Origin of the sequence: Shewanella glacialipiscicola, from assembly GCF_023283485.1 — a bacterium.
Taxonomy (GTDB): Bacteria; Pseudomonadota; Gammaproteobacteria; order Enterobacterales; family Shewanellaceae; genus Shewanella; species Shewanella glacialipiscicola.
This window is the reverse complement of sequence record NZ_JAKILU010000026.1, coordinates 26,809-51,195: the sequence shown is the minus strand read 5'-3', so window position 1 is coordinate 51,195 and position 24,387 is coordinate 26,809. Positions and strand designations below refer to the sequence as shown.

Genomic DNA, 24,387 nt, shown 5'->3' with positions numbered 1-24,387 from the left:
CATTACAATGCAGGATTAAGCCCAAATGAATCAGAGCGAAGATTTTGGGAAGATTCTAAAGCCGTGGCCAAATTTAGTTGACCACTTCATATCTGGGCCATCGCAATACACAACTTCATCAAGAAACGCACTGCATTTGCAGGAAAAGGTTATATCTAATTCCATATGTGAGCCTAACAGCTTATTAAACAGCAATCTCGATAAAGTCTACCGTTTAAGTTATTGATTAATATAATTCTATATTTTATTTCTCTTTGATGTAAAGCAAATTGATTATTTTTTAAACGCCAAATCAAACCGAGGTTGTGTGTTAAACAGAAAGTTGGGAAATGCTTGTTTTAAATTCTTTCATGCGACAGTCCATGTTGAAGTGGCCGGAATACACCTATTCCCTGCGAAGTTGTCGAAATACAGAGATAAAAATGCCGTAGCGATATCATGGATGATGCGCAGGCTCGGGGGCACATGGATGTGTCATCTGAGCCGTTAGGCGATTTTTGTTGGAGTATGAGACAGGTAACTCATGCATGTAACTTCGCTAGGGTGAGTGCTGCGTAGCAGCGTTTCAAACGAGAGCCATGGATGGCGAACTGGTAGTTAGACATGGACGTTGTTCGCCAAGGGAGATCCAAAAGGGGATTGCTGTTGATCCCCTTTTGGTCTGGTGTGGGCGAAGCGCCACGACCTTGATGTGGATTTTGACTTTGATTTCGACTTTGATTTCGATTTGAAAATCCAAACGAAGTTTGGAAACCTAAGAGTTTTTACTCTTCTGGAACAGTAAATGCGGCTTCGGCTTTCTCTAACTCTTGCTCGGTTTTAAGCTCAAACGCTTGCTGCTTTTTAAGCTTGGCTTCTTCTTCAAGTGCGGCTTCTCTTTGTTTAAATTCGTGTCTCTCTGGTTTAGTCAAAAACTTAAACGCGAGCTTGTTGCCCAGCACGTAGGCGACCACGTCTTCGCCTTTTACTCGGCGCTCATCAACACGTTGTGAAAAACGGGCGTTATCGCGGGCTTTACGTTCTGCGGCATTTAACTTACTCATAATCTTGTCTCTTCATTTAGTTAATCACGGTAGTGTTCCACTACGTTCAGTTAAACAAATGAGTTGTGTTGCACATTCATAAAGCTGATTGGAGGGGATTCTACCATAAGCTAGCCCGAAATCAGCGGAGTAAAAGCCGAAACAATATTGGTATTCCCATTCGACACTGAGTAAACTTTCGCTCCCATGTGTTGATCTGGTGCTGTGATGACCTTTCCCGAGCTTTCTTCTTCCCCTGAGTCGTTAACTTTTGCCAAGCTTGGCTTAAATTCGGCCTTACTTAAGGCGTTGCCTGCAGCCTTGGTGCAACCCACTCGGGTGCAGCAGTTGGCTATTCCTGTGGTGCTAGCGGGGCAAGATGTATTGGCTTTAGCGCAAACGGGTAGCGGTAAGACGTTGGCCTTTGGTTTGCCACTGCTACAAAAACTGCTGCAACCATTACCGCCGTTATCTAAATCACTGGTATCGCCAAAACCCATAAATACGGCAAAGCATAACGCTAAAGGTGGCGGTGGCTATCAGGCCGAGGCTTTTGCATCTGTGCTGATATTAGTGCCAACCCGCGAGTTGGCAATGCAAGTGACCGAGGCGTTGCAAACCTTGGCGACTAATCTATTCGCGCAATGTGCAACGCTACAACCGATTACTATCCAAACCCTTTGCGGCGGCGTTGAGCTTGAAACGCAATTGGCAGAGTTAGCCGCCAAGCCGCAGGTGTTGGTGGCAACGCCGGGGCGATTACTCGATTTATGCCAGCAATCGCATATCGCCCTTAGCGCCATAGAGTATTTAGCGCTCGATGAAGCCGACCGTTTACTTGAAATGGGCTTTTGGCCTGATATACAAAAGCTATTAGCGTTAATGCCTAAAGCTCGCCAAACCTTGCTGTTTTCAGCGACCTTTCCGCAAGCGTTAGAACAAGTCGCGAGCCAATTATTAAACCATAGCGCGCAGCGTATTGAAGCCCAACAACTTAACTCTGTGGTCGCTGAGATTGAAGAACAGTTGTATTTAGTCAACAAGGGCAGTAAGGCGCAGGTGTTAATTGCGTTATTAAAACAATATCAATGGCCGCAGGTGCTAGTGTTTATCAGTGCCCGTGATGATGCCGATGCGGTTGCCAAACGCCTTGCTAAAGCGGGGATGAAAGTTGCTGCACTGCACGGTGAAAAAGATCAAACTGTACGCAGCCAAACCTTAGCCGACTTTAAAGCCAATAAGCTGCAAGTATTAGTGGCTACAGATTTAATGGCGCGTGGCATTCATGTCGATGCTTTACCTGTGGTGATTAATTTGGATTTGCCCATGAGCGCGCCTGTGTATGTGCACCGAATTGGTCGCACTGCTAGAGCGGGCGCTAAAGGGCTAGCGATTTCCCTTGTGTGCCACAGCGAAATGCCGACCCTAGCGGCAATCCGCACTTTGACTACTCGGGAGTTGCCACTGGCATTATTGGCTGATTTTCCGGTAACGGATAAGCCAAGTGAAAAAGCCGCGGATGTTGTAGAAGGTGGCAAGGTTGAACGTAAACGAGCGCCGCGGGATAAACAGGCAAACCGCCGTAGCGTTAATAAGCACAGCGCCAAAGAGTTTAAAGGTAAGCGTTGATTGCTTGAAGCTGAAAGGAGTTAAGTGATGGCATCAACCTTAGGGTTAAGTAAAGCACTGCATAACATGGTGAATAACGGTTTAACGACTCAGCACTTTATGCTTCGACCATTTCAGCGAGCGGATCTTAAGGCTTTTGCCGCCTATCGCGCCGACCCTCAGGTTGCTAAATATCAAAGCTGGAGTGATTACAGCGATAGCGATGCTATAACCCTTTATGAAGGCATGGATTATACGCAATTTGGCGCCGCAGGAAATTGGTTTCAGTTAGCAATTGTCTCTACGGCGGGAGCCACTTTGACCAAGCTCGTTGGCGATCTGGCGCTACATTTTATCGATGAACAACAGGTTGAAATTGGCTTTACGATTGCGCCTGAGTATCAAGGTCAACATATCGCTTTTGAAGCCGTCAGCGCATTGCTGGATTACCTCTTTATTGAATTGCATAAGCATAGAGTCATTGCCGTCACCGATACACAAAATCTTGCCTGCTGTCGTTTACTGGAAAAACTCCATTTTAGGCGCGAAGCCCATTATGTAAAAAACACCTTTTTTAAGGGCGCATGGGGCGATGAGTATCTTTATGCCATGTTAAAAGAGGAGTATTAATTCCTTACGGGGATGTCGGCGAACAAATATTAATAGTATGCGATATCGCTAAGGATGGTTAATTGGCTTATCTCATCCATAGCAGTAAAATCTTGCGATAAGTTGCATCAATATGTTGCTCTCGCTTTCAAGCTCATAATGGATTTAAGGAGTTTTAGATGAAATCAATGCGTTTAGGTTTAGTGGCTGTGTCGGTCGTGCTCGGATTAACCGCTTGTATGAGTACCCAATCGCCAACGGGACGCGGGCAGACATTGCTCTATTCATCGGCGCAGATGCAGCAGATGGGTGATGCTTCTTTTGAAGAGATGAAAAAGCAACAAAAGGTGAGCAGCGATAAAAAGCTGACACAATATGTAAATTGCGTGGCTAATCGCGTCACGGCAGTGCTGCCGGATCAAACCCAGCGCTGGGATGTGGTGCTGTTTGACTCAGAACAAGTTAACGCCTTTGCACTGCCTGGTGGACATATCGGCGTATACACTGGATTGCTCAAAGTGGCTAATGGTCCCGATCAGCTGGCAACTGTATTAGGTCACGAAGTGGCGCACGTGTTGGCGCAACATGGTAACGAGCAGGTTTCTCGCGGGCAGTTAACGGGTGTAGGCATGCAAATTGCCGATGCGGCGCTTGGCGTGAGTGGGGTGGCTAATCGTGACTTATATATGTCAGCGTTAGGTCTTGGTGCTCAGGTCGGGGTGATTTTGCCCTTTGGCCGTGCGCAAGAAAGCGAAGCCGATATTATGGGGTTAGAGCTAATGGCGCGGGCAGGCTTTGATCCGGCACAGAGCGTTCAATTATGGCAAAATATGTCGAAGGTGGGTGGTAGCCAAGGGCCCGAATTATTATCGACCCATCCATCAAACAGTAATCGCATTGAGCAGTTACAACAGTTACAAGCGCAAATGCAGCCGTTATATGCCACTGCTAAAGCGCAGGTAAAGAATCAGTGCGTTGCCCCCAAATAAATGGATCGTACGCTAATAGCAGTAAAGCTCTAGTGTTTGCTATTCCTTTGGTCGTATTGAGATAAAGGGCGGATGAGCTAAGTTTTTGGATAAATACGCATTAAGGGACTAAAAAAGGCTCGTTAATTAAATAAGCAGTCAGTTTAACAGCATAGGGCGTAGAACTATGGTAAACTGGCGCGCAAAATTCCACTGAGCAATTGAGAGTCGTTAATTATGTCTGATAAATTCAGTACTGTTGAACAACAAGCAAGTTACGGTGTAGGCCGTCAAATGGGTGAGCAACTGGCCGCCAATTCTTTTGATGGTGTAGATATTTCTGCCGTTCAAGCGGGTTTAGCTGATGCGTTTGCTGGTTTAGAAAGCGCAGTGTCTATGCAAGATCTGCAAGTGGCTTTCACTGAAATCAGTGGTCGTATCCAAGCGGCACAAGAGCAATCTGCTGCTGCTGCCTCTGAAGAAGGCGATGCGTTTTTAGCTGAAAATGCTAAGCGTGATGGCGTAACTGTGACTGACTCTGGTCTGCAGTTCGAAGTATTAGTCCAAGGCGATGGCGCTAAGCCAACTTACGAAGACACAGTACGTACTCATTACCACGGTTCTTTCATTAATGGTGATGTGTTCGACAGCTCTGTGGTTCGTGGCCAACCTGCTGAGTTTCCAGTATCTGGCGTTATCGCTGGCTGGACCGAAGCACTGCAACTGATGCCAGTCGGCACTAAGTTAAAATTATTTGTGCCACATCACTTAGCTTATGGTGAGCGCGGCGCTGGGGCATCGATTCCTCCTTACTCAACGTTAGTATTTGAAGTTGAGTTATTAGATATCATCTAATAGTGATAAAACGCCTAAGCCTGTCTTAGGCGTTTTCTTATGGAAGCCTAAAAGATTGAGGAGATTGAAATGAGTGGACAAGTGAGAGTGGCAATCGTCGGTGCTGGTGGTCGTATGGGACGCACTCTTATTGAAGCGGCTTACCATCACGACCATATTATGCTGGGCGCTGCCATTGAGCGCGCGGGCTCAAGTTTAGTGGGCGTGGATGCGGGTGAGCTTGCTGGTGTGGGTAAATTACAGGTCATTATTATGGATTCGCTCAATTACGCGACCGATGATTTTGATGTGTTGATTGATTTCACCGCGCCAGAGGCCAGTATTGTCCATTTAGATTGGTGTGTGCGTCATCATAAAGCCATGGTGATCGGCACAACCGGTTTCAATCATGCTCAAAAAGAACAAATTAGTGCCTTTGCCGAGCAAACGCCGGTAGTGATGGCGCCGAATATGTCTGTGGGTGTTAACTTAATGTGGAAATTGCTCGAGCTGGCTGCAGAAGTCATGGGCGATTACACCGATATCGAAATTATCGAAGGTCACCACAGATATAAAAAAGATGCGCCGTCGGGCACAGCCCTGAAAATGGGTGAAGTGATTGCTAAGACTTTAGGTCGCGATCTTGAGAAATGTGCCGTGTATGGCCGCGAAGGCATTACTGGTGAGCGCGATCGCAATACTATAGGTTTTGCGACTATTCGTGCCGGTGACTTAGTCGGGGAACATACGGCCATGTTTGCCGATATCGGTGAGCGTTTAGAGATCACCCATAAAGCTTCGAGTCGGATGACCTTTGCTAATGGTGCTATGCGTGCTGCTCACTGGCTCGTGGAGCAAAAGCCGGGCTTGTATGATATGCAGCAGGTTTTAGGTTTGCATTAATATTAAAAACGCCGATATGGCGTTTTTTTTTGCACCCAGTTACCAATGGGTGGACGATAAGGCGTGTTTACTATAGAATCGTCTGAATTTGTCAAAATTTCGTGAATTAGCGGAAGTTGGTATTTTAAAAAAACATAAAAACATAATATTTCAGTGGCTTGGCTCTTTATGGAGGTCGCGTGACAAAGTCTGCCTTACTCGTACTCGAAGATGGAACTGTATTCTCTGGCATAGCAATTGGTGCCGATGGTCTCTCAGTTGGTGAAGTTGTTTTTAATACTTCGATGACAGGATACCAAGAAATTTTAACTGATCCCTCCTACTCACGCCAGATTGTAACCTTGACCTACCCACACATAGGCAACACTGGTACCAATAATGAAGATATGGAATCCGATGGGGTTCACGCTTGTGGTCTTATCATTCGCGATCTTCCGCTCATCGCAAGTAGTTTCCGTAATCAACAATCCCTCAGTGATTATCTCAAAGCGAACAATGTTGTTGGCATCGCAGATATCGATACCCGCAAGTTAACGCGTATTCTCCGTGAAAAAGGAGCTCAAGCCGGTTGTATTATGGCGGGTGCTGACTTAGACGAAGCAAAAGCATTGGCTGCGGCGAAAGCCTTCCCAGGTTTAAAAGGTATGGATCTCGCTAAAGAGGTAACAACTAAAACGGCCTACACCTGGCGCAAGGGTAGCTGGCGCTTAGTTGGCGGTTTACCTGCTGAGACGCCAGCAAGCGAGCTTAAATACAAAGTTGTCGCCTACGACTTCGGCGTTAAGCAAAATATTTTGCGGATGTTAGTGGACCGTGGCTGCGATGTCACAGTGGTGCCTGCTAAAACTTCAGCTGCTGACGTATTAGCGATGAATCCCGATGGCGTGTTTTTGTCGAACGGCCCTGGCGATCCAGAGCCATGCGATTACGCGATTGAAGCGATTCAACAAATACTCAAAACCGACATGCCGATTTTTGGTATTTGTTTAGGCCATCAACTGCTGGCTCTGGCCTGTGGCGCAAAAACCTTAAAGATGAAGTTTGGTCACCACGGTGCCAACCATCCAGTGAGCAATATTGAGCAAGGAACTGTGATGATCACTAGCCAAAACCACGGTTTTGCTGCTGATGAAACCACACTGCCCGCCAACATTAAGGTGACGCATAAGTCGCTGTTTGATGGTTCATTGCAAGGTATCCATCTGACCGATAAACCTGCGTTTAGTTTTCAAGGTCATCCTGAAGCAAGCCCAGGCCCGAACGATGCCGCGCCGCTGTTTGATCACTTTATTGAGTTGATTGAGCACTATCGTCAGACCGCTAAGTAGCCCTAGGAGTAGAGAACAGCAATGCCAAAACGTACCGATATAAAAAGTATTCTTATCCTAGGCGCCGGCCCAATTGTGATTGGTCAGGCATGTGAATTTGACTATTCTGGCGCGCAGGCGTGTAAAGCGCTGCGTGAAGAAGGTTACCGCGTTATTTTGGTGAACTCTAACCCCGCCACCATTATGACTGATCCAGAAATGGCCGATGCAACCTATATCGAGCCAATTCAATGGGAAGTGGTTCGCAATATTATTGCTAAAGAACGCCCCGATGCGATTTTGCCAACCATGGGCGGCCAGACTGCACTGAACTGTGCATTAGAGCTTGAAGCTAAAGGCGTACTCAAAGAATTTAACGTCGAGATGATTGGCGCAACAGCCGATGCTATCGATAAAGCTGAAGACCGGAGCCGCTTTGATAAAGCGATGAAAAGTATCGGTCTTGACTGTCCACGTGCGGGTATTGCCCACAACATGGAAGAAGCTTACGGCGTACTCGATCAAGTCGGTTTTCCTTGTATTATCCGTCCCTCATTTACTATGGGTGGCTCGGGCGGCGGTATCGCCTACAACAAGGAGGAGTTCGAGGAGATTTGTTCACAGGGTTTAGATTTATCACCCACCAATGAACTCTTAATCGACGAAAGCTTAATCGGTTGGAAAGAGTATGAGATGGAAGTGGTACGTGACCGCAATGATAACTGCATTATCGTTTGCGCTATCGAAAACTTCGATCCTATGGGTGTGCACACCGGTGACTCGATTACTGTTGCGCCAGCGCAAACCCTCACCGATAAAGAATACCAAATCATGCGTAACGCCTCTATGGCCGTGCTGCGTGAAATTGGGGTGGAAACGGGCGGCTCAAACGTACAGTTTGGTATCAATCCGCTAGATGGCCGTATGGTTATCATCGAGATGAACCCACGGGTATCGCGCTCATCTGCATTGGCATCAAAAGCAACTGGTTTCCCAATTGCGAAAATCGCGGCAAAATTAGCGATAGGTTACACCCTTGATGAGCTGATGAACGATATCACTGGTGGTCGCACACCAGCCTCATTCGAGCCTGCTATCGATTATGTTGTGACTAAAGTGCCACGTTTCAACTTTGAAAAGTTTGCTGGCGCTAATGATCGCTTAACCACACAGATGAAATCTGTCGGTGAAGTGATGGCAATTGGCCGTACTTTCCAAGAGTCACTACAAAAAGCGCTGCGCGGCTTAGAAGTGAGCCGTAACGGATTAGACCCTATTACGGATATGTCTAAGCCTGAAGCGATGCAACTAATTCGCCATGAGCTGAAAGAGCCAGGTTGTGACCGTATTTGGTACATTGCCGATGCGATGCGTGCAGGCTTGAGCCTAGATGAAATCTTTAAGCTGACCAATATCGACCCTTGGTTCCTTGTGCAAATTGAAGAACTTATCCAGCTTGAAGGCGTCGTTGCCGATGCGGGTCTAGCGGGTTTAGATTACGATTTACTGCGTAAGCTTAAGCGTAAAGGTTTTGCTGATGCGCGTTTAGCCGATGTATTAGGCGTGAACGAAGCCGAAATACGTAAGCTGCGTGACAAGTTTGACCTGCACCCAGTGTACAAACGTGTCGATACCTGCGCGGCTGAATTCGCCACCGATACCGCTTACATGTACTCCACGTACGAAGAAGAATGTGAAGCCAACCCATCGACCCGTGACAAAATCATGGTGTTAGGTGGCGGGCCAAACCGTATCGGACAAGGTATTGAGTTCGATTACTGCTGTGTACACGCGGCATTAGCGTTACGTGAAGACGGTTACGAAACCATTATGGTGAACTGTAACCCTGAAACCGTTTCGACTGACTACGATACGTCAGACCGTTTGTATTTTGAGCCTGTGACACTGGAAGATGTATTAGCCATTGTGCGTATCGAGAAGCCAAAGGGCGTTATCGTGCAGTACGGCGGCCAAACGCCACTGAAACTGGCGCGTGCCTTAGAAGCGGCTGGCGTACCCATTATTGGTACTAGCCCAGACGCGATTGACCGCGCTGAAGACCGTGAGCGTTTCCAGCAAGCTATCCAGCGTTTAGAAATGAAGCAACCAGAGAATCAAACGGTGACTACCGTTGAAGGCGCTGTGATTGCCGCTGAACGTATTGGTTATCCATTAGTGGTGCGTCCGTCCTATGTATTGGGTGGTCGTGCGATGGAAATCGTTTACGATAAGCAAGATTTACTGCGTTATTTTAACGAAGCGGTGAGCGTGTCTAACGCATCTCCGGTGCTACTTGACCGTTTCTTAGATGATGCGATTGAAGTCGACATCGATGCCATTTGTGACGGTGAAACCGTGGTGATTGGCGCGATTATGGAGCATATCGAGCAAGCCGGGGTGCACTCTGGTGACTCTGGTTGTTCTTTACCTGCATACACGTTAAGCCAAGAAATCCAAGATCGTATGCGTGTTCAGGTCAGCAAGCTGGCAATGGAACTCGGTGTTATTGGCCTGATGAATGTGCAGTTTGCCGTGAAAGATAACGAAATCTATATGATTGAAGTTAACCCACGTGCTGCCCGTACCGTACCCTTTGTGTCTAAAGCCACCGGTGTGCCGTTAGCTAAGATTGCCGCACGTGTTATGGCTGGCCAGAGTTTGAAATCGCAAAACTTCACCAAAGAAGTGATTCCACCTTTCTATTCAGTGAAAGAAGTGGTGTTGCCATTTAACAAGTTCCCCGGTGTTGACCCCCTATTAGGCCCAGAAATGCGCTCAACGGGTGAAGTGATGGGCGTGGGCGATACCTTTGCCGAAGCCTATGCTAAGGCGCAGTTAGGTGCGACGTCAGAGGTGCCGAAATCTGGCCGTGCATTATTGTCTGTGCGTAATAGCGATAAGAAACGTGTTGCTGATTTGGCGGCTAAGTTAATTGAGCTCGGTTACCAAATCGATGCGACCCATGGTACTGCAATCATTCTAGGTGAAGCGGGTATTAATCCGCGCCTAGTGAACAAGGTACACGAAGGTCGCCCACACATTCTCGATCGTATTAAGAATGGTGAGTACACTTATATCGTTAACACCACTGAGGGTCGCCAAGCGATTGAAGATTCTCGTCAATTGCGCCGCGGAGCACTGCGTTACAAAGTGAATTACACCACGACTATGAACGCCGCATTTGCCACCTGTATGGCTCATGCTGCTGATGACCGTAGTAACGTTATTTCACTACAAGAATTGCACCAGCGTATTTTGGCTAAATAAGCCAATATTTTGATGTACGCGTTAAGGCCGCATAGTTTAGGTTATGCGGCCTTATTATTTAGGTTGTAATCTATTTTTTGTCATTTATGCACTTATTTTGTCTACTCATTTTCGAGAGTTGTTATGCCAGCGCCAGTCGATAGCCTTGCCAAAGTTGATACCTTTATTGCACCGCCTTGTCTTGGTGAAATCCGTGTTCTTTATCAAGACAGCGATATTTTACTGATTGATAAGCCCAGTGGTTTATTAAGTTTGTCAGGTAAAAATCCGCTTAACTTCGATTCAGTGCATTATCGCTTAGTACAGGATTTTCCTACGGCAACCTTGTTGCATCGACTCGACTTTGGTACCTCTGGCATCATGCTGGTGGCGCTGAATAAAGCCGTAAATGGTATGCTAACAAAGCAATTTCAGGCACGTACCATTGAGAAGCGTTATACCGCCTTGCTCCACGGGCATTTAGTCGACGACAGCGGGGTGATTAACCTGCCGATTGCTAAAGATGTGGAACATTTTCCGCTACAAAAAATTTGCCATAGCACTGGCAAGGCTGCCATCAGTCAGTATCGTGTATTAGAACGTCTTAGTGATCCCTTTGCGACGCGGGTAGAATTTACGCCTGTGTCGGGGCGTACCCATCAACTGCGTATTCATAGCCAGCAATTTGGACATTCGATTTTAGGTTGCGATCTGTATGGCGGCGTCGGCGCGCTTGAAATCAATCGAGCCAATACGCTGATATCTGACACACTTATGCCAGATGCACATGCTGAGCGTTTAATGTTGCATGCCACGCGTTTAGCTTTTTTGCATCCCATCACGGGCGAAGCCATCGACTGGCTGTGTGACGCCCCTTTTTAAGCTTGTACGAGTAATACCAGTCGTATTAAATATCTGTTCATTCAGCGGGAGTTCAACGCGCTTTAGACAAGGCGAAGGCTTGAAGGCATAGTGGTGCTCTGTCGAAAGCCTTAAACGCAGTATAAAGCGCGTTGCCATGCAGTTAAATCAGCCGCCCTTTGGGAGCCTCACAGGCATCCCACTCCCGCGTTGCATTGACTTAAAAGGGAATAACCATTTCTGCGTCAATGCGCCTCGGATTGAAATACCTGTGAGGCTCTGAACTGATTAGATATTTAATGTGATTGGTATAATGTAAACGCTTGGATTTTCGTTGCGATAGTTTACGATGCCAGTATTTTTATTAAATGTTATTTGAGGAGCCGACTATGTCTACTAAAGTCACGACAGAAGGCGTTACCGAGCGGCCGACTGAGCTCACATCACCCCATCGCGCAATGCTCGAGGCTCAGGCAAGCTGCGCGTCTTTAACGTCTATTAGCAGCGCGCTAAGCAGTACTTCCATCAATAGCACTCCAATCAGTAACATTAAGATTGCCAGTATTAACTTGTTTAACTTTATTGAGCCGCCTTTGGCGTACTACGATTTTGAAAATATCTATAGTCACGGTCAGTGGCAAAAAAAGTGCCAATGGCTGAGTGAGTTTTTAGCGCACCGTCAACCCGATATCATAGGGTTTCAAGAAGTCTTTAGCCCAGAACCACTAAAGCGCATCGCCAGTGAGCAAGGCCTAGTGCATTTTGCCGTAATCGATGAGCCAACGCTGGTCAGTGATTACATTTATCGTAGCCCTGTGGTCGCGCTGGCATCACGTTATCCCATTATTGAGGTGAGCAGTGTTGAGCCAGACTCGCACTTAGTGGCGGCGATGGGATTGTCGAGTGAATTTGCTTTTAGTCGTAAGGTGCTGCGCGCAACGGTTGAAATGCCGTATATCGGTAAGTGTGACTATTATGTGGTGCACTTTAAGTCTAAGCGCGCAGGGCTTGCGCTCGAATCGAAACCTCTAGGGCAAGATGAGGGGGTAGGCAGCGCCTCTTGTATAAAACTGCATGCTGAAACCCAATTACTCACCGAGCAAGCCTTAGGTCGCTGGGCGTCAACGATGCAGCGCGGCGCAGAAGCGGCATTACTATTTAATGGCATCTTAGTACGCAGACAAACGTCCAAGTATCCCGTCATAGTGATGGGCGACTTTAATGACAGTCTCTCGATGGGCGCCTTAGATGCACTGACAATACAGGGCGATAGTATCCACAGCGGCGATATTAAGGCCGCAGGATTAGGACATCTGTCTGACGCCGCACTGGCCGGCGTATTCGCTCAATACCAGTTACAAGATGCCTACGAGTTATTTATTGAGGCGAATTTGAGGGAGAATTTACATACGAATACGGCTTATTATAAAGAGCACAGGCCAGCGACGCATTACTATGGTCCTAAAGGCTCTGTGCTGGATTACATTTTATTATCGAGCGAGTTTGATGCCAGCCATGGCCGCAGTTTAGCTCAAGTCGTGGATTATCAAACCTGCGATAGACACTTAGTTAGACCTGAGTATGAGCGTGATGCTTACAGTACAGATCATGCGCCCGTGGTGGTCGCCCTCGCACTTCGTCGATAAATCATCCTAATACTGGGGCATTATTATGGCTATTTATCAAGTGGTTCATGCTTAGGTTGTGGTGCTAATCAGGCGCTAGCGCGCGTAGTAGGTGATATTGGTCAATTTGAGCTTTTAAATCGAAATGGGCAGAATAATCGTACTAGAGCACGCTAGTTTCTCGCAATCAGGCTTTTTTGGGTATATTATCGCTGTCCTATTTTTTAGAAGGCGACATCATGGCTATCCGAATCAAACTTCACCCCGGGCGCGAAAAGTCGCTCGAACGCCGCCATCCTTGGGTATTTTCCAATGCTATTCATAATATTAAAGGAAAACCTCAAGCGGGTGAGACCGTCGATGTGGTTGCCCATGATGGTCATTGGTTAGGTCGTGGTGCTTGGTCACCTGAATCACAAATCCAAGTACGGATTTGGACATTTGATCGCGAAGAAGAAATCGATCGCGATTTTTTTGCTAGACGTTTGCAACGTGCCCAAGCAGGACGTAATGATCTCATCCGTGAGCAAGGCTTAACCGGTTATCGTTTAGTGGCTGCAGAGTCTGATGGCTTACCTGGAATTACCATTGATAGATATGACAATGTGTTCGTTTGCCAGCTATTAAGCACGGGTGCTGACCTGTGGCGCGATACGTTAGTCGAGTTATTGGCCGAACAATACCCAGGTTGTGCCATTTACGAACGCTCAGACGTGGATTCTCGCAAAAAAGAAGGCCTGCTGCCCGTTACTGGTTTATTGCACGGCACCCTGCCTGAAATGCCGGTAATCATTGAAGAAAATGGTATTAAGATTGCTGTTGATGTGATTAAAGGTCATAAAACCGGTTTCTATCTTGATCAACGGGATAACCGCGCTATTGCTGCTCGTTTTGTTAAGGGTAAATCGGTATTGAACTGTTTTTGCTACACAGGCACTTTTGGTGTGTATGCGGCTAAAGCCGGTGCTGCGAGTATTGAAAACGTCGATGTATCTTCTCTAGCGCTGGCAAATGCTCGCTATAATATGCAAATTAACGGCTTGAGCGATGACAATGTGCATTACAACGAAGCTGATGTGTTTAAGTTGCTGCGCCAATACCGTGATGAAGGCAAAACCTTTGATGTGATAGTGCTCGATCCACCTAAGTTTGCTGATAATAAAGCACAACTGAACGGGGCTTGCCGCGGTTATAAAGACATCAACATGATTGCATTGCAGTTGTTAAATCCGGGCGGCGTGTTATTGACCTTCTCTTGTTCAGGATTAATGCCTGCGGATCTATTTCAAAAAATTGTTGCCGATGCAGCGTTGGATGCAAACCGCGAAATTCAGTTTATCGAACGCTTAAGTCAGGCAAGCGATCATCCTATTGGTAGCGCCTTCCCTGAAGGATTCTACTTAAAAGGTTTAGTCGCTAGAGCTTGGTAGCCTAAGTGAATTTTTATAGGCCTTGGATTTATACCAACCACATTAAATATCTAATCAGTTCAGAGCCTCACAGGCATTTCAATCCGAGGCGCATTGACGCAGAAATGGTTATTCCCTTTTAAGTCAATGCAACACGGGAGTGGGATGCCTGTGAGGCTCCCAAAGGGCGGCTGATTTAACTGCATGGCAACGCGCTTTATACTGCGTTTAAGGCTTTCGACAGAGCACCACTATGCCTTCAAGCCTTCGCCTTGTCTAAAGCGCGTTGAACTCCCGCTGAATGAACAGATATTTAATACGATTGGTATTAAAAGACTTGAGCCATAAAAAATGCCAGCCTCTTGTATAAAGTGGCTGGCATTTTTACATCAATGCTTATGGCTGTGATGGAATAATTAATGCTGAACTTATTTGGCAGTAAAAGTTTTTACGCCATCAGGTGTACCCACTAACAACACATCGGCGCCACGATTAGCGAACAGACCGTTAGTCACTACACCCACTATCTCATTGATCTGTTTTTCTAATTCCTTAGGATTAAGGATCTTCATATTGTAAACGTCGAGGATCACGTTGCCGTTATCCGTCACCACACCTTCACGATACACAGGATCACCACCCAGCTTAACAAGCTGGCGCGCCACGTACGAGCGAGCCATAGGAATGACTTCAATCGGTAGTGGGAATTCGCCTAGTATGTCGACTTGCTTGGTGTTATCAACGATACAGATAAACTTTTCAGCGACAGCCGCGACAATTTTCTCGCGTGTTAACGCTGCGCCGCCGCCTTTGATCATATCCATACGGTCGTTGATTTCATCGGCACCGTCCACATAGACAGATAAACGATCAACACTGTTTAAGTCGTAAACAGGAATACCCAGCGCTTTCATTTTCTGAGTTGAAGCTTCAGAGCTAGAGACTGCGCCTTCGATATCGGCTTTCATGGTCGCCAGTGCATCAATAAAGTGATTCACAGTCGAACCTGTGCCCACACCAACAATACTGTCTTTTTCAACGTACTTGAGTGCGGCCCAGCCGGCTGCTTTTTTCATTTCATCTTGAGTCATGTTGACATCCTGTAACGGCAAATGAGTAAAAAATTCTATGCTTAGTATACGCTTTTTCGACAAAAATGTGCCGCTATTACATCGGTGATGTGATCTAGCTTCCGCGCTTTTGATAATAAAAGTAGCACTAATAATCTAAGTAACTTAAGCAGTTAAGTTGGAAAGCATTTCGCTATACGCCACTAATCTAACTAAGCTACTATGGAAAAGCAGAATGACTTATAGAGGGATTTAACATGGCAGGTGCGAGTTTATTAACCTTACTCGACGATATTGCATCGATTTTAGATGATGTAGCGGTAATGAGTAAAGTAGCGGCAAAGAAAACCGCAGGCGTATTGGGGGATGATTTAGCCCTGAATGCCCAGCAAGTGACAGGCGTGAGTGCCGAACGAGAATTGCCCGTCGTGTGGGCTGTGGCCAAGGGGTCATTCCGCAATAAGTTGATTTTAGTGCCCGCAGCCATGTTGATTAGTGCTTTTATTCCTTGGGCTGTGACGCCGTTATTGATGTTTGGTGGACTGTTTTTATGTTACGAAGGGTTCGAAAAACTGAACCACAGCTATAGCCACAGAAAAGGCCAGCAACAACACGAAACCCAAGTAGAGAATGAGCTACCCGACATCAAAGATTTAGCCGCCTACGAGGCCGAAAAAGTCAAAGGGGCGATTCGTACCGACTTTGTATTATCGGCGGAAATTATCGCCATTACCTTAGGCATAGTGGCGGACAAATCCCTGTCGACGCAGTTTTTCACCTTGTCCGTTATCGGGATCATCATGACTATAGGCGTATATGGTTTAGTGGCGGCGATTGTAAAAATGGATGATGCGGGCTTGTACCTGAGTCAACGTCAAGGTGACTCAGCATTAACGCAAATGAACCGTAAACTGGGCTTAGGCTTATTGAGCGCGGCGCCTTTATTGATGAAAAGTTTAACGATTATCGGCACCGCAGCCATGTTTATGGTGGGTGGTGGTATTTTAACCCATGGTTTGCACTGGGTGGCTGAGCAAATTCACCATGCTGAACAAGCCGTCGCAGCGGTTGATATCGTTGGGCCTGTGCTTGCCCTCTTGACGCCCACTGTGCTCAATGGCTTGTTTGGTGTGCTTGCTGGCGCTGTGGCACTTGCAGTGATGACTGGGATACAGAAACTACGCAGCAAGTGAGCGACAAACATTGGCAATTAAGGAATGGCTGAACAAGGAAGGGCGACGATGAAGTTAATGAGGCACTGTATCTCTTCGAGTAAGCTGGCTTGGTTACGTAAAGAGTTTGGTAAAGATACTGACGGGCTGATTGCGGCAATGGATGCGGCAGGCACTGCTTATCTGGATAAGCTTAATACTTCGGCAGAATCAATAGAATATGAAGCGTTAGAAACTCAGAAGGGTATAGCAAAGACTAAAAGCAGTGTTAACGTTAACCCACAGCTGCAAGCGCAGCGTAAGTTAGCCTATTTATGGTTGCAACAGCGTATTGCTTTAACCACTCGTATCGATGATGCAGAGCTTGTGGCATTAGCGGACTTTGAATTGCAACATATCCACATTGAAGTGGTGCAGCCATCGGGGTTCGATGCAGTTGTTGCGCGATTACAGGCTGAGCAAATCTTGGGTTTTGATACTGAAACCCGCGCTAGCTTTGAGCGTGGTGTGCAATATCCTTTAAGCCTTATCCAAATCGCAACAATGGATGCTTGTTATTTATTTCAACATGCCATTTTAGGTGAGCAATTCACTCAGTTAAAAACCGTATTGGAAGATGAAAACATACTCAAAGTCGGAGTGGGTTTACGTAGCGATGCACAGGCTCTAAACCGGCAATGGGGCATTAATGTCGCCCCAAAATTAGATTTAAACTGGGCATTAGCCCAACTAGGAGCGGAAAAGGAGATGGGCACCCGTCAGTTAGTTGCAACTTTACTGGGCACGCGTTTTGATAAGCCGAAAAAAATTACCCTATCAAATTGGCAACATGTGCCATTATCTGGCGCGCAAATCGATTATGCCGCCGCCGATGCCCTAGCTGCGCTCATGTGTTTCAATGCGTTAATCATTCAGCTGACACCCTTTTATCATGCATCGAGTGCCACAAATGCCGCGCCGTTAATCCCTTCGAGTCTAGCGGCGCCATTGGCGAAATATTTTAAGGATGTTGAATGAAGCGCAAAACCCAAGATGCCGCAAAGGAAAATATCAGGCCATCACACTCGGATATGAGCTCGCAGGGCACCAGTACCTTAGGTTTGATTTACCGCGTGCTAGGTATGTTGATCCTGTTAGCGATGATCCCCCTTGGGGTGAATACCTGGGCTTAGCCATTTTGTGATCATCAGTGCCAACAGGTAAAATAAAGGAGAACGCTATGTTAGATGCCATTTGTGAACTCGAAACCGAGGATCATTTAACAGCGAGAACCACTTACAGTGTTTTTAAGTTTCAACAATTGCCCGATGATGATATCGAACGTTTACGGCAATGGCTAATTTGTCCTGCGTGCGGTGGTAAAGCGTATTTCCGTAAAGCGTCAAAGGATGGCAAAGCCGCTTGTTTTGGCTCGCGCTATCACCAAGCCGACTGCATTGAATTTAAACCCTCGGCGCAAAAATCCCGCGAGGAGCAAGATGCTATCGAAGTGCAGCAACAGCTGGTGGACGCCAAGGCCTTAATGATTGATTTTAGTCGCAAGTCCCACCGTCATTCTTTGGCAAACAAAGCCGCACCAACGTCTAAGTCATCTTCTATATCTGAGTCATCACAAGTATCAGTTACATTGCCAGCAGGCGCTCAAGTGCAAGAGTCGAAAACAGGCTATCAAGTTAACACGGCGGCTCAAACAATCGAGACACGGGTGCCTAGCCAAGGGCTTGAAAAGTTACTGCACAGTTTATTGCGTGGCACCGATTTGGCAGCATCAGAACTTTGGGTATACACCGACAGTGATCGTAAATACCGCTGGCGGGCAAAGAATTTATTCGTAAATTTTGCCGATGCAGATCCGCTCGATAATAAACCTCACCTATATTGGGGCACGATATCCCATACAGACAAGGCCGTTAGCTGGCTTAACCCCGCCGACAGTAAAGATATCGGTATCCCTATCGATGGAATAAAACAAGCATTATTAGCGCAATTTGAAATAGAAGATAAACGCGATCTAGAAGGTGCGGGTTTGATTTTATTTGGTAAATGTTTTTGGAATAAAGAAAAGACCCGCAAAATTATTCAGCTATGGAATAATGACTTGCAGCGAATTTTTATCTCAAAGCTGGAAGATTAACGTACTTTTGAGGGGATAAACGAAACAAAGAACAAAAGGGGCGATTCCTGTTGCAGTAAAGCATTACAGTAAAAGTCCCTATTGTGGTGGCATATTGATTAGCGTATCTATCACTGACTACGCTGAATAAAGCGCTTACTTGCCGCAGCACTTCTTGAATTTTTGACCACTACCACAAGCGCATAGCTCATTACGGTTTGGTTTTTTCTCAACCGTCATCGCTTTAGGCTTATTCAGTAATCCTTCTAACTCAAGGATATCTTCAGCTACATCGGCATTGACTTCGATATTGGCGAATAATTGATGTTCGGCAACAATGGCGGCTACTTCGAGTTTACGTGCTTCATCAGCAACAATTAACTGCAGTGGTAACGCTTCAGTACCCGGTTTAGCGGCACGCTTAGTGTTATAGCCAAAACTTTCGTGTTTTGGCTTAGGCGTTTTACGGCCTTTAAAGAAAAATTTGTCAGACATGATGGTTCCGTCGAGCTGTGTATGAAATTGATGATGCTTATACTATAAAACGTCAATGTTATAAATCTAACTCAGCATTTTTTTCGATAAATGCGCATTTTTAGTCGCTAAACTGACGAAGAAGACCTGATTTGTACAATCTATCGAGGGAAAGCGGCTCTCATTAAGAGCCGCTGCCACTGAGATATAGCATACTTTAAATGTCGGCTTTTTAATCTCAATGGCAGTTAAATCAACAGTCATGGCCTAACTTGTTTGAAAAACCTTCAGTTAATGAGTTTTGTCTTAAAAAGTACTTTACCTTTGCAGGTGATTTTTGCATAATGCGTCTCGTCAACAGGGGTGTAGCTCCAATTGGTAGAGCGGCGGTCTCCAAAACCGCATGTTGTGAGTTCGAGTCTCCCCACCCCTGCCAAATAAAACAACGGCTTGCATAGAAATATGCGAGCCGTTTTATTTTACCTGTCATTTAGCTTCAATGTATTCTGCACTATTCCTATTTATCGTAGTTATCAGCTTATCTCACAACCCATTGATACTTCTTGTAACATTTAAGCCCTACGGCTTAGGTAAATCGGTTTGCAACTTTAGTTGTGCTTAACATACAATCGCCTGCCAAATGAGTTGAGGAAGTATGGTTTGAATAGTGTGATACAAACAAGACGCACCCTAGCGATATGGCTTGCCGCCATGTTGGTGCTATTGTCTGTGACCATTGCTGTTCACAGTATTTCCCATGCTAATGAAGACCCTAAGTCCCATTGTTCGCTGTGCTTACATCAGCACCAGTTGCAAGATGCGATAACCAGTACTTCCTTTTATTTTCCACTGGCTCAGCAGAGTTATATCTCGGTTGAGTTCCAAGCCATTTCCTTTAAACGACCTTTTAGTCGTTTCTTTAATAGTCGTGCTCCGCCCATAACAGCATAAGTTACTGTTTATTCAATTTATGTTAATTAACTTTGAGCGCCTTGGCTTAGCTAAGGCGTCGATGCTGTTTATTTTCGGAGTGAAAATGACCTCTTTTTATATTCCCAAGCGCGCTGCGCTTTTGTTGGGCGCTTTGTTTGCGCTTAATCCTATCTCAATGCTGTTGGCCTCAGAGAGTAGTCAATCGAGTGATGCAGCGCTTAATGTTGCTAGTGATACAGACATTGAACGTCTAAGTATCCACTATCGCCAAGCGTACCGTGGCAATGTGTCCTCAACTGAGCTTCCCCAAGCGATAAGTGTGTTAGATGAGCAATTGATAAAAGATGCGGGGCTGACGCGCTTTCAAGATGTACTGGATTATTCCGCCAGTGTGGCGCGGCAAAACAATGGCGGCGGTTTATGGGATAGCTTTTCCCTGCGCGGCTTTCCGGGCAATGAAAACATGCCATCGGGCTATTTAATCAATGGCTTTAATGGTGGTCGAGGTTTTAGTGGACATAGGGATTTATCAAATGTGGCCTATGTTGAGATTTTAAAAGGCCCTGGTTCGGCGCTTTATGGCCGCTCTGAGCCTGGCGGTACAGTCAATATTGTGACCAAGAAACCTCAGTATGAAACCAGCGGTTATTTAAAGGCATCGGCAGGAAGTTTCGATCAATATCGTTTAGAAGGGGATGTGACTTCAGGCTTAACCGACAACTTGGCATTTCGGATTAATGGCGCGTGGCAGGAACACGATAGTTTTCGCGATTATGTGTTCAGCGATAAAAAAATCGTCACGCCGTCAGTGCGTTGGCAGATTTCCGATAAAGCTTCGTTACTTTATGAAATGGAATACCTCAAACAAGAACAGCTATTCGATCGCGGCATTATTGTGCTCAATAACGATATTAATACCGTACCACGCACGCGTTATTTAGGTGAGCCTAATGATGGCGCAACTGTGGTCAATGCCACTGGGCACCAGCTGACCTATGACTATGAATTAAATGATGATTGGTCATTAACCGCGGGCTACAACTATCGAGATTCTAGCTTAAGGGGCTATTCGTCCGATGCCGAGTTGGCAAAGGGGCGACAATCGTTATTTGATGATGGCCGCACACTGACCCGGCAGCACAGATACCGCGATTATGCATCCGAGGATAATTCACTGCGTCTAGAGTTAAGTGGTCATGTGGATACTGGCTTTATTCGCCACAATTTACTGCTCGGCGCCGATGCCTATCACTATAGTTTAAAGACAGGCTTGTATCGCTATCGTGGTAAAAAAGGTGAATACGCTATTGATATTTATGCGCCGCAATATGGCGGACCTCAGCCAGAGGTGAGTTTACTGTATGAGAATAATGAAACCCAAAAGGCGTGGGGTACATACCTGCAAGATCAAATGGATCTCACTGAAAAGTGGAAGCTGCACTTAGGGTTAAGGTTCGATAGTTATCAGCAAGATATCAGTGAAGTTGTAAAAAATACCCTATCAGAGCAAACCGATAGTAGGGTTAGTCCTAAAGTCGGTCTGGTATATTTATGGTCCGATGCCTTAAGTTTCTATAGTTCTTACTCTGAAGGTTTTTTGCCACTTTCGGGAACCGATTTTGCGGGGCAGCCCTTCGAAGCCGAAGAGAGCAAGTCGGTTGAACTAGGCATGAAGTTTAATGACAATTGGTTTAATGGCTTAGCTGAGAATGGCATAGCAGTCAGTGGCAGCTTGGCAGTGTTCGATGCGCAAAAGAGCAATATTTTGACCTCAGATCCGCTTAATGCTGGTTTTTCTGCCACTTTGGGTAAAGCAAAAAGCAGCGGCGTTGAACTCGATTTAGCCGCCGAGCTGACGGAGGATTTGCAAGCCAAATTATCCTACGCCTACCTTAATACTCGCACCGCTAATGACAGCTTGAATCCCGACTGGGGCGTGCTTATTCCTGCGGGAAGTCCACTGGTTAATGTGCCAAAACATACTGCGAGTGTAATCCTAAAACAGGATTTGAATCCGTTTTCTATCGATGGCCATGCAGGGTTTAGCTGGCGTTATGTAGATTCACGCCTTGGCGATTCTGCCGATCCGAGTTTTACATTACCGTCCTATCAGTTGCTTGGGGTGTTTATGAATACGCACCTAAGCGATAACTTCATCCTTAGCGTTAATCTGGATAACTTGTTGGATGAGCATTATATCGCCAGCAGTTACTCGGCGCTTTGGGCTGTGCCCGGTGAGCCACGTAGCATTAGAGTGAGTGTCAGCTATGAGTTCTAATATTAGTCGTTCTAAAAACAGTTCGAATATTAATGCGGATCCTGCGTTGTCAGCCAATAGAGTGTGCAAAGAATCGACTCCAGCTATTAGCAACTCTCTTATTAAGAGCCGTATCAACAGTATCGATATGATGCGCGGCGCCGTGATGATTATTATGTTGCTCGACCATGTGCGGGAACGATTTTTTCTGTATATGCAGGTGAGCGATCCTATGGATTTGAGCACGACCTCTTGGGGACTTTTTCTAAGCCGTTTTGCCGCGCATTTTTGTGCGCCAGTATTTGTGTTTTTAACTGGGATTTCTGCTTGGCTTTATGCTAATCGCAGTCATGGACAGCCGCGTTCAGCGCGGGCGTTTTTGATTAAACGTGGCTTATTTTTAATCGGGCTTGAAATTTTAGTGATTAACATCTCTTGGATGGGCAACTACCACACGCTTTGGTTGCAGGTCATTTGGGTGATCGGCCTGAGCATGTTAACGCTGGCGGCGCTGATAAATCTGCCTAGACCTTGGATGGCCCTTTTAGGCGGTGCGATAGTCTTTGGTCATAATCTGTTGACGCCTATTGGTTTTCAGCCGAATGAGTGGGCTTACGGTTTGTGGACCATATTGCACGACCGCGGATATCTCGTTAGTGAAGGTGCGCTTAAGATCAAAGTGAGTTATCCGGCGCTGCCTTGGATGGGCGTGATTTTACTCGGCTATGTGGCTGGGCCCATTTTTAGTGACAAGCTTGATGCGTCGGTGCGTCAGCAAAAGCTGTTACTCTTGGGGGGTAGCTGTTTTGCACTTTTTGTATTGCTTCGGGGGGGTAATATTTATGGCGAAACCTTACCTTGGCAGGCGGGAGCTCACTTAGGGGAAACCTTAATGTCGATATTTAACTTAACGAAATACCCGCCATCATTAAGCTTTTTACTGGTGACATTAGGTGGCATGTTCTTCTGCTTGGTGGCGTTTGAGCGGCACTTTTCATCGGACGAAAAAGCGGGGGGCAGATTAGCGCGAGTCGGCTATGGGTTGTCTGTATTTGGCTCTGTACCTATGTTTTTCTATATCTTACATTTGTACGTGCTATTACTGCTTTATAGCTTAGCTAAACTCACCTTTGGCGCTAACCATGGCGAGTTATTTGGGGTGAATAGTATGGGATGGATTGGGTTAATAGCAGGTGTGTTAATCATCGTACTGTATTACCCTGTTAAGCAGTTTAGTCAGTACAAAAAACACAACACTCAGGCTTGGATTAAGTACTTGTAACAAAGCGTAGTGTGGCGCTTTAAACTAAAAAGTCGCCAAGCAGTTATGCTTGGCGACTTTTTTGTGAGTTAAATAACTCTTTCCCAAATTATTCAGATAGTAAGCTTCGCAGCATCCAAGCATTCTTTTCATGCTGTTGAATACGCTGGGTAAGTAAATCTGCTGTCGCCTCATCATTTGCTTGATTAGCTAGCGGGTATAACGCTCTTGCATTACGAATGACTAACTCTTGATCATTCAGTAACTCGCGGATCATATCTTCAGCTTTTACTACGCCGTTATCTTCTTTAATCTCGGTCAGTGCCGCATAGGCTGAATATGAACCGAGTGCTCTGGCACCTAATGCTCTAATACGTTCTGCAATAACGTCAACCGCAAGAGCCAGTTCAGTATATTGTTGTTCAAACAATAAATGCAGACTCGTGAACATTGGACCTGTTACGTTCCAATGAAAGCTGTGGGTCTTAAGATACAGGCTATAGCTGTCAGCCAATAGTTGGTTTAGCCCCGCAGCGATTTCTTCTCTGTTAGCTTGATTGATACCTATATTAATCATGGCGTTCTCCTTCTATTGTTTAACTTAGTATATATAGTCTAGCGATCTGAGATTCAATGTAAAACGAGTAAAATAGATTCGTAAAATCTACAAATTCGATTGAACTTTAATCAACAGGTTTAGTAGGTTTTAGTGTGA

22 protein-coding genes and 1 tRNA gene are annotated in these 24,387 nt (G+C 46.0%); 18 read left to right on the top strand and 5 right to left on the bottom strand.

Annotated elements, in window-relative coordinates; all coding sequences use genetic code 11:
* Positions 1–764 precede the first annotated feature (764 nt).
* Complete coding sequence (locus L2717_RS15790) at positions 765–1,043, bottom strand: DNA polymerase III subunit epsilon (RefSeq protein WP_076496319.1); 279 nt, start codon at positions 1,041–1,043, stop codon at positions 765–767.
* A 207-nt stretch (positions 1,044–1,250) separates the two neighbouring features.
* Here L2717_RS15790 and L2717_RS15785 point away from each other — a divergent pair, with 207 nt between their 5' ends.
* The 8 genes from L2717_RS15785 to L2717_RS15750 all read left to right on the top strand — a co-directional run bounded on the left by L2717_RS15785 (position 1,251) and on the right by L2717_RS15750 (position 11,379).
* On the top strand, positions 1,251–2,651 hold the full coding sequence (locus L2717_RS15785; RefSeq protein ID WP_220772455.1) for a DEAD/DEAH box helicase: 1,401 nt from the start codon (positions 1,251–1,253) through the stop codon (positions 2,649–2,651).
* A 27-nt stretch (positions 2,652–2,678) separates the two neighbouring features.
* Positions 2,679–3,260: a GNAT family N-acetyltransferase gene (locus L2717_RS15780; protein WP_220772453.1), complete on the top strand. Its 582-nt coding sequence runs from the start codon at positions 2,679–2,681 to the stop codon at positions 3,258–3,260.
* A 158-nt stretch (positions 3,261–3,418) separates the two neighbouring features.
* A complete protein-coding gene (locus L2717_RS15775) occupies positions 3,419–4,228 on the top strand; it encodes a M48 family metallopeptidase (RefSeq protein ID WP_220772451.1) in 810 nt (269 codons plus the stop codon).
* Between the two features lie 216 nt (positions 4,229–4,444).
* A complete protein-coding gene (gene bamJ, locus L2717_RS15770; RefSeq protein WP_220772449.1) occupies positions 4,445–5,062 on the top strand; it encodes a BamJ family beta-barrel-assembly machinery protein in 618 nt (205 codons plus the stop codon).
* Positions 5,063–5,131: 69 nt separating this feature from the next.
* Positions 5,132–5,944 (top strand): 4-hydroxy-tetrahydrodipicolinate reductase, encoded by an 813-nt coding sequence (dapB, locus tag L2717_RS15765; protein ID WP_220772447.1) that lies wholly within the window; start codon positions 5,132–5,134, stop codon positions 5,942–5,944.
* A 179-nt stretch (positions 5,945–6,123) separates the two neighbouring features.
* A complete protein-coding gene (gene carA / locus L2717_RS15760; RefSeq protein ID WP_220772445.1) occupies positions 6,124–7,272 on the top strand; it encodes a glutamine-hydrolyzing carbamoyl-phosphate synthase small subunit in 1,149 nt (382 codons plus the stop codon).
* 21 nt (positions 7,273–7,293) lie between these two features.
* Positions 7,294–10,518: a carbamoyl-phosphate synthase large subunit gene (carB, locus tag L2717_RS15755; protein ID WP_220772443.1), complete on the top strand. Its 3,225-nt coding sequence runs from the start codon at positions 7,294–7,296 to the stop codon at positions 10,516–10,518.
* Positions 10,519–10,641: 123 nt separating this feature from the next.
* Positions 10,642–11,379: an RluA family pseudouridine synthase gene (locus L2717_RS15750; RefSeq protein WP_220772441.1), complete on the top strand. Its 738-nt coding sequence runs from the start codon at positions 10,642–10,644 to the stop codon at positions 11,377–11,379.
* Here the strand turns inward: L2717_RS15750 and L2717_RS15745 are convergent.
* The gene (locus L2717_RS15745) at positions 11,317–11,517 is read right to left on the bottom strand and encodes a hypothetical protein (RefSeq protein ID WP_246611719.1); all 201 of its coding nucleotides are present in this window, start codon (positions 11,515–11,517) and stop codon (positions 11,317–11,319) included. The genes L2717_RS15750 and L2717_RS15745 overlap by 63 nt on opposite strands.
* A gap of 299 nt (positions 11,518–11,816) precedes the next feature.
* Here L2717_RS15745 and L2717_RS15740 point away from each other — a divergent pair, with 299 nt between their 5' ends.
* Positions 11,817–13,004 (top strand): endonuclease/exonuclease/phosphatase family protein, encoded by a 1,188-nt coding sequence (locus tag L2717_RS15740; protein WP_220772501.1) that lies wholly within the window; start codon positions 11,817–11,819, stop codon positions 13,002–13,004.
* Positions 13,005–13,222: 218 nt separating this feature from the next.
* Positions 13,223–14,413 (top strand): class I SAM-dependent rRNA methyltransferase, encoded by a 1,191-nt coding sequence (locus L2717_RS15735; RefSeq protein ID WP_220772439.1) that lies wholly within the window; start codon positions 13,223–13,225, stop codon positions 14,411–14,413.
* Positions 14,414–14,820: 407 nt separating this feature from the next.
* Here the strand turns inward: L2717_RS15735 and rpiA are convergent, their stop codons facing one another.
* A complete protein-coding gene (gene rpiA, locus L2717_RS15730) occupies positions 14,821–15,483 on the bottom strand; it encodes a ribose-5-phosphate isomerase RpiA (protein WP_220773014.1) in 663 nt (220 codons plus the stop codon).
* Positions 15,484–15,719: 236 nt separating this feature from the next.
* Between rpiA and L2717_RS15725 the strand changes: the two genes are divergently transcribed.
* The 4 genes from L2717_RS15725 to L2717_RS15710 are packed head-to-tail and all read left to right on the top strand — an operon-like array spanning position 15,720 to position 18,768.
* Positions 15,720–16,655 carry a DUF808 domain-containing protein gene (locus tag L2717_RS15725; RefSeq protein ID WP_220773013.1) on the top strand — a complete coding sequence of 312 codons (936 nt, stop codon included), beginning with the start codon at positions 15,720–15,722 and terminating at the stop codon, positions 16,653–16,655.
* Positions 16,656–16,703: 48 nt separating this feature from the next.
* Entirely contained in the window at positions 16,704–17,651 is a 948-nt protein-coding gene (locus L2717_RS15720; protein WP_220773018.1) for a 3'-5' exonuclease, read from the top strand.
* A complete protein-coding gene (locus L2717_RS15715) occupies positions 17,648–17,806 on the top strand; it encodes a hypothetical protein (protein WP_220773012.1) in 159 nt (52 codons plus the stop codon). The genes L2717_RS15720 and L2717_RS15715 overlap by 4 nt, the downstream gene beginning before the upstream one ends.
* 47 nt (positions 17,807–17,853) lie before the next feature.
* Positions 17,854–18,768: a hypothetical protein gene (locus L2717_RS15710; RefSeq protein ID WP_220773011.1), complete on the top strand. Its 915-nt coding sequence runs from the start codon at positions 17,854–17,856 to the stop codon at positions 18,766–18,768.
* A 135-nt stretch (positions 18,769–18,903) separates the two neighbouring features.
* Here the strand turns inward: L2717_RS15710 and L2717_RS15705 are convergent, their stop codons facing one another.
* Positions 18,904–19,242 (bottom strand): PBPRA1643 family SWIM/SEC-C metal-binding motif protein, encoded by a 339-nt coding sequence (locus L2717_RS15705; RefSeq protein WP_220773010.1) that lies wholly within the window; start codon positions 19,240–19,242, stop codon positions 18,904–18,906.
* Positions 19,243–19,580: 338 nt separating this feature from the next.
* Between L2717_RS15705 and L2717_RS15700 the strand changes: the two genes are divergently transcribed.
* The 4 genes from L2717_RS15700 (at position 19,581) to L2717_RS15685 (ending at position 23,693) form a co-directional block, all read left to right on the top strand.
* Positions 19,581–19,657: transfer RNA gene (locus tag L2717_RS15700), tRNA-Trp, on the top strand.
* A 224-nt stretch (positions 19,658–19,881) separates the two neighbouring features.
* The gene (locus L2717_RS15695; protein ID WP_220773009.1) at positions 19,882–20,172 is read left to right on the top strand and encodes a DUF2946 domain-containing protein; all 291 of its coding nucleotides are present in this window, start codon (positions 19,882–19,884) and stop codon (positions 20,170–20,172) included.
* An 85-nt stretch (positions 20,173–20,257) separates the two neighbouring features.
* The gene (locus L2717_RS15690; RefSeq protein ID WP_220773008.1) at positions 20,258–22,432 is read left to right on the top strand and encodes a TonB-dependent siderophore receptor; all 2,175 of its coding nucleotides are present in this window, start codon (positions 20,258–20,260) and stop codon (positions 22,430–22,432) included.
* Entirely contained in the window at positions 22,422–23,693 is a 1,272-nt protein-coding gene (locus tag L2717_RS15685; protein ID WP_220773007.1) for an acetyltransferase domain-containing protein, read from the top strand. Before L2717_RS15690 ends, L2717_RS15685 begins: the two co-directional genes overlap by 11 nt.
* Before the next feature lie 88 nt (positions 23,694–23,781).
* On the opposite strand, the gene dpsA is transcribed toward L2717_RS15685, so the two are convergent.
* Positions 23,782–24,249: a DNA starvation/stationary phase protection protein DpsA gene (gene dpsA, locus L2717_RS15680; protein WP_076496359.1), complete on the bottom strand. Its 468-nt coding sequence runs from the start codon at positions 24,247–24,249 to the stop codon at positions 23,782–23,784.
* Positions 24,250–24,387 lie beyond the last annotated feature (138 nt).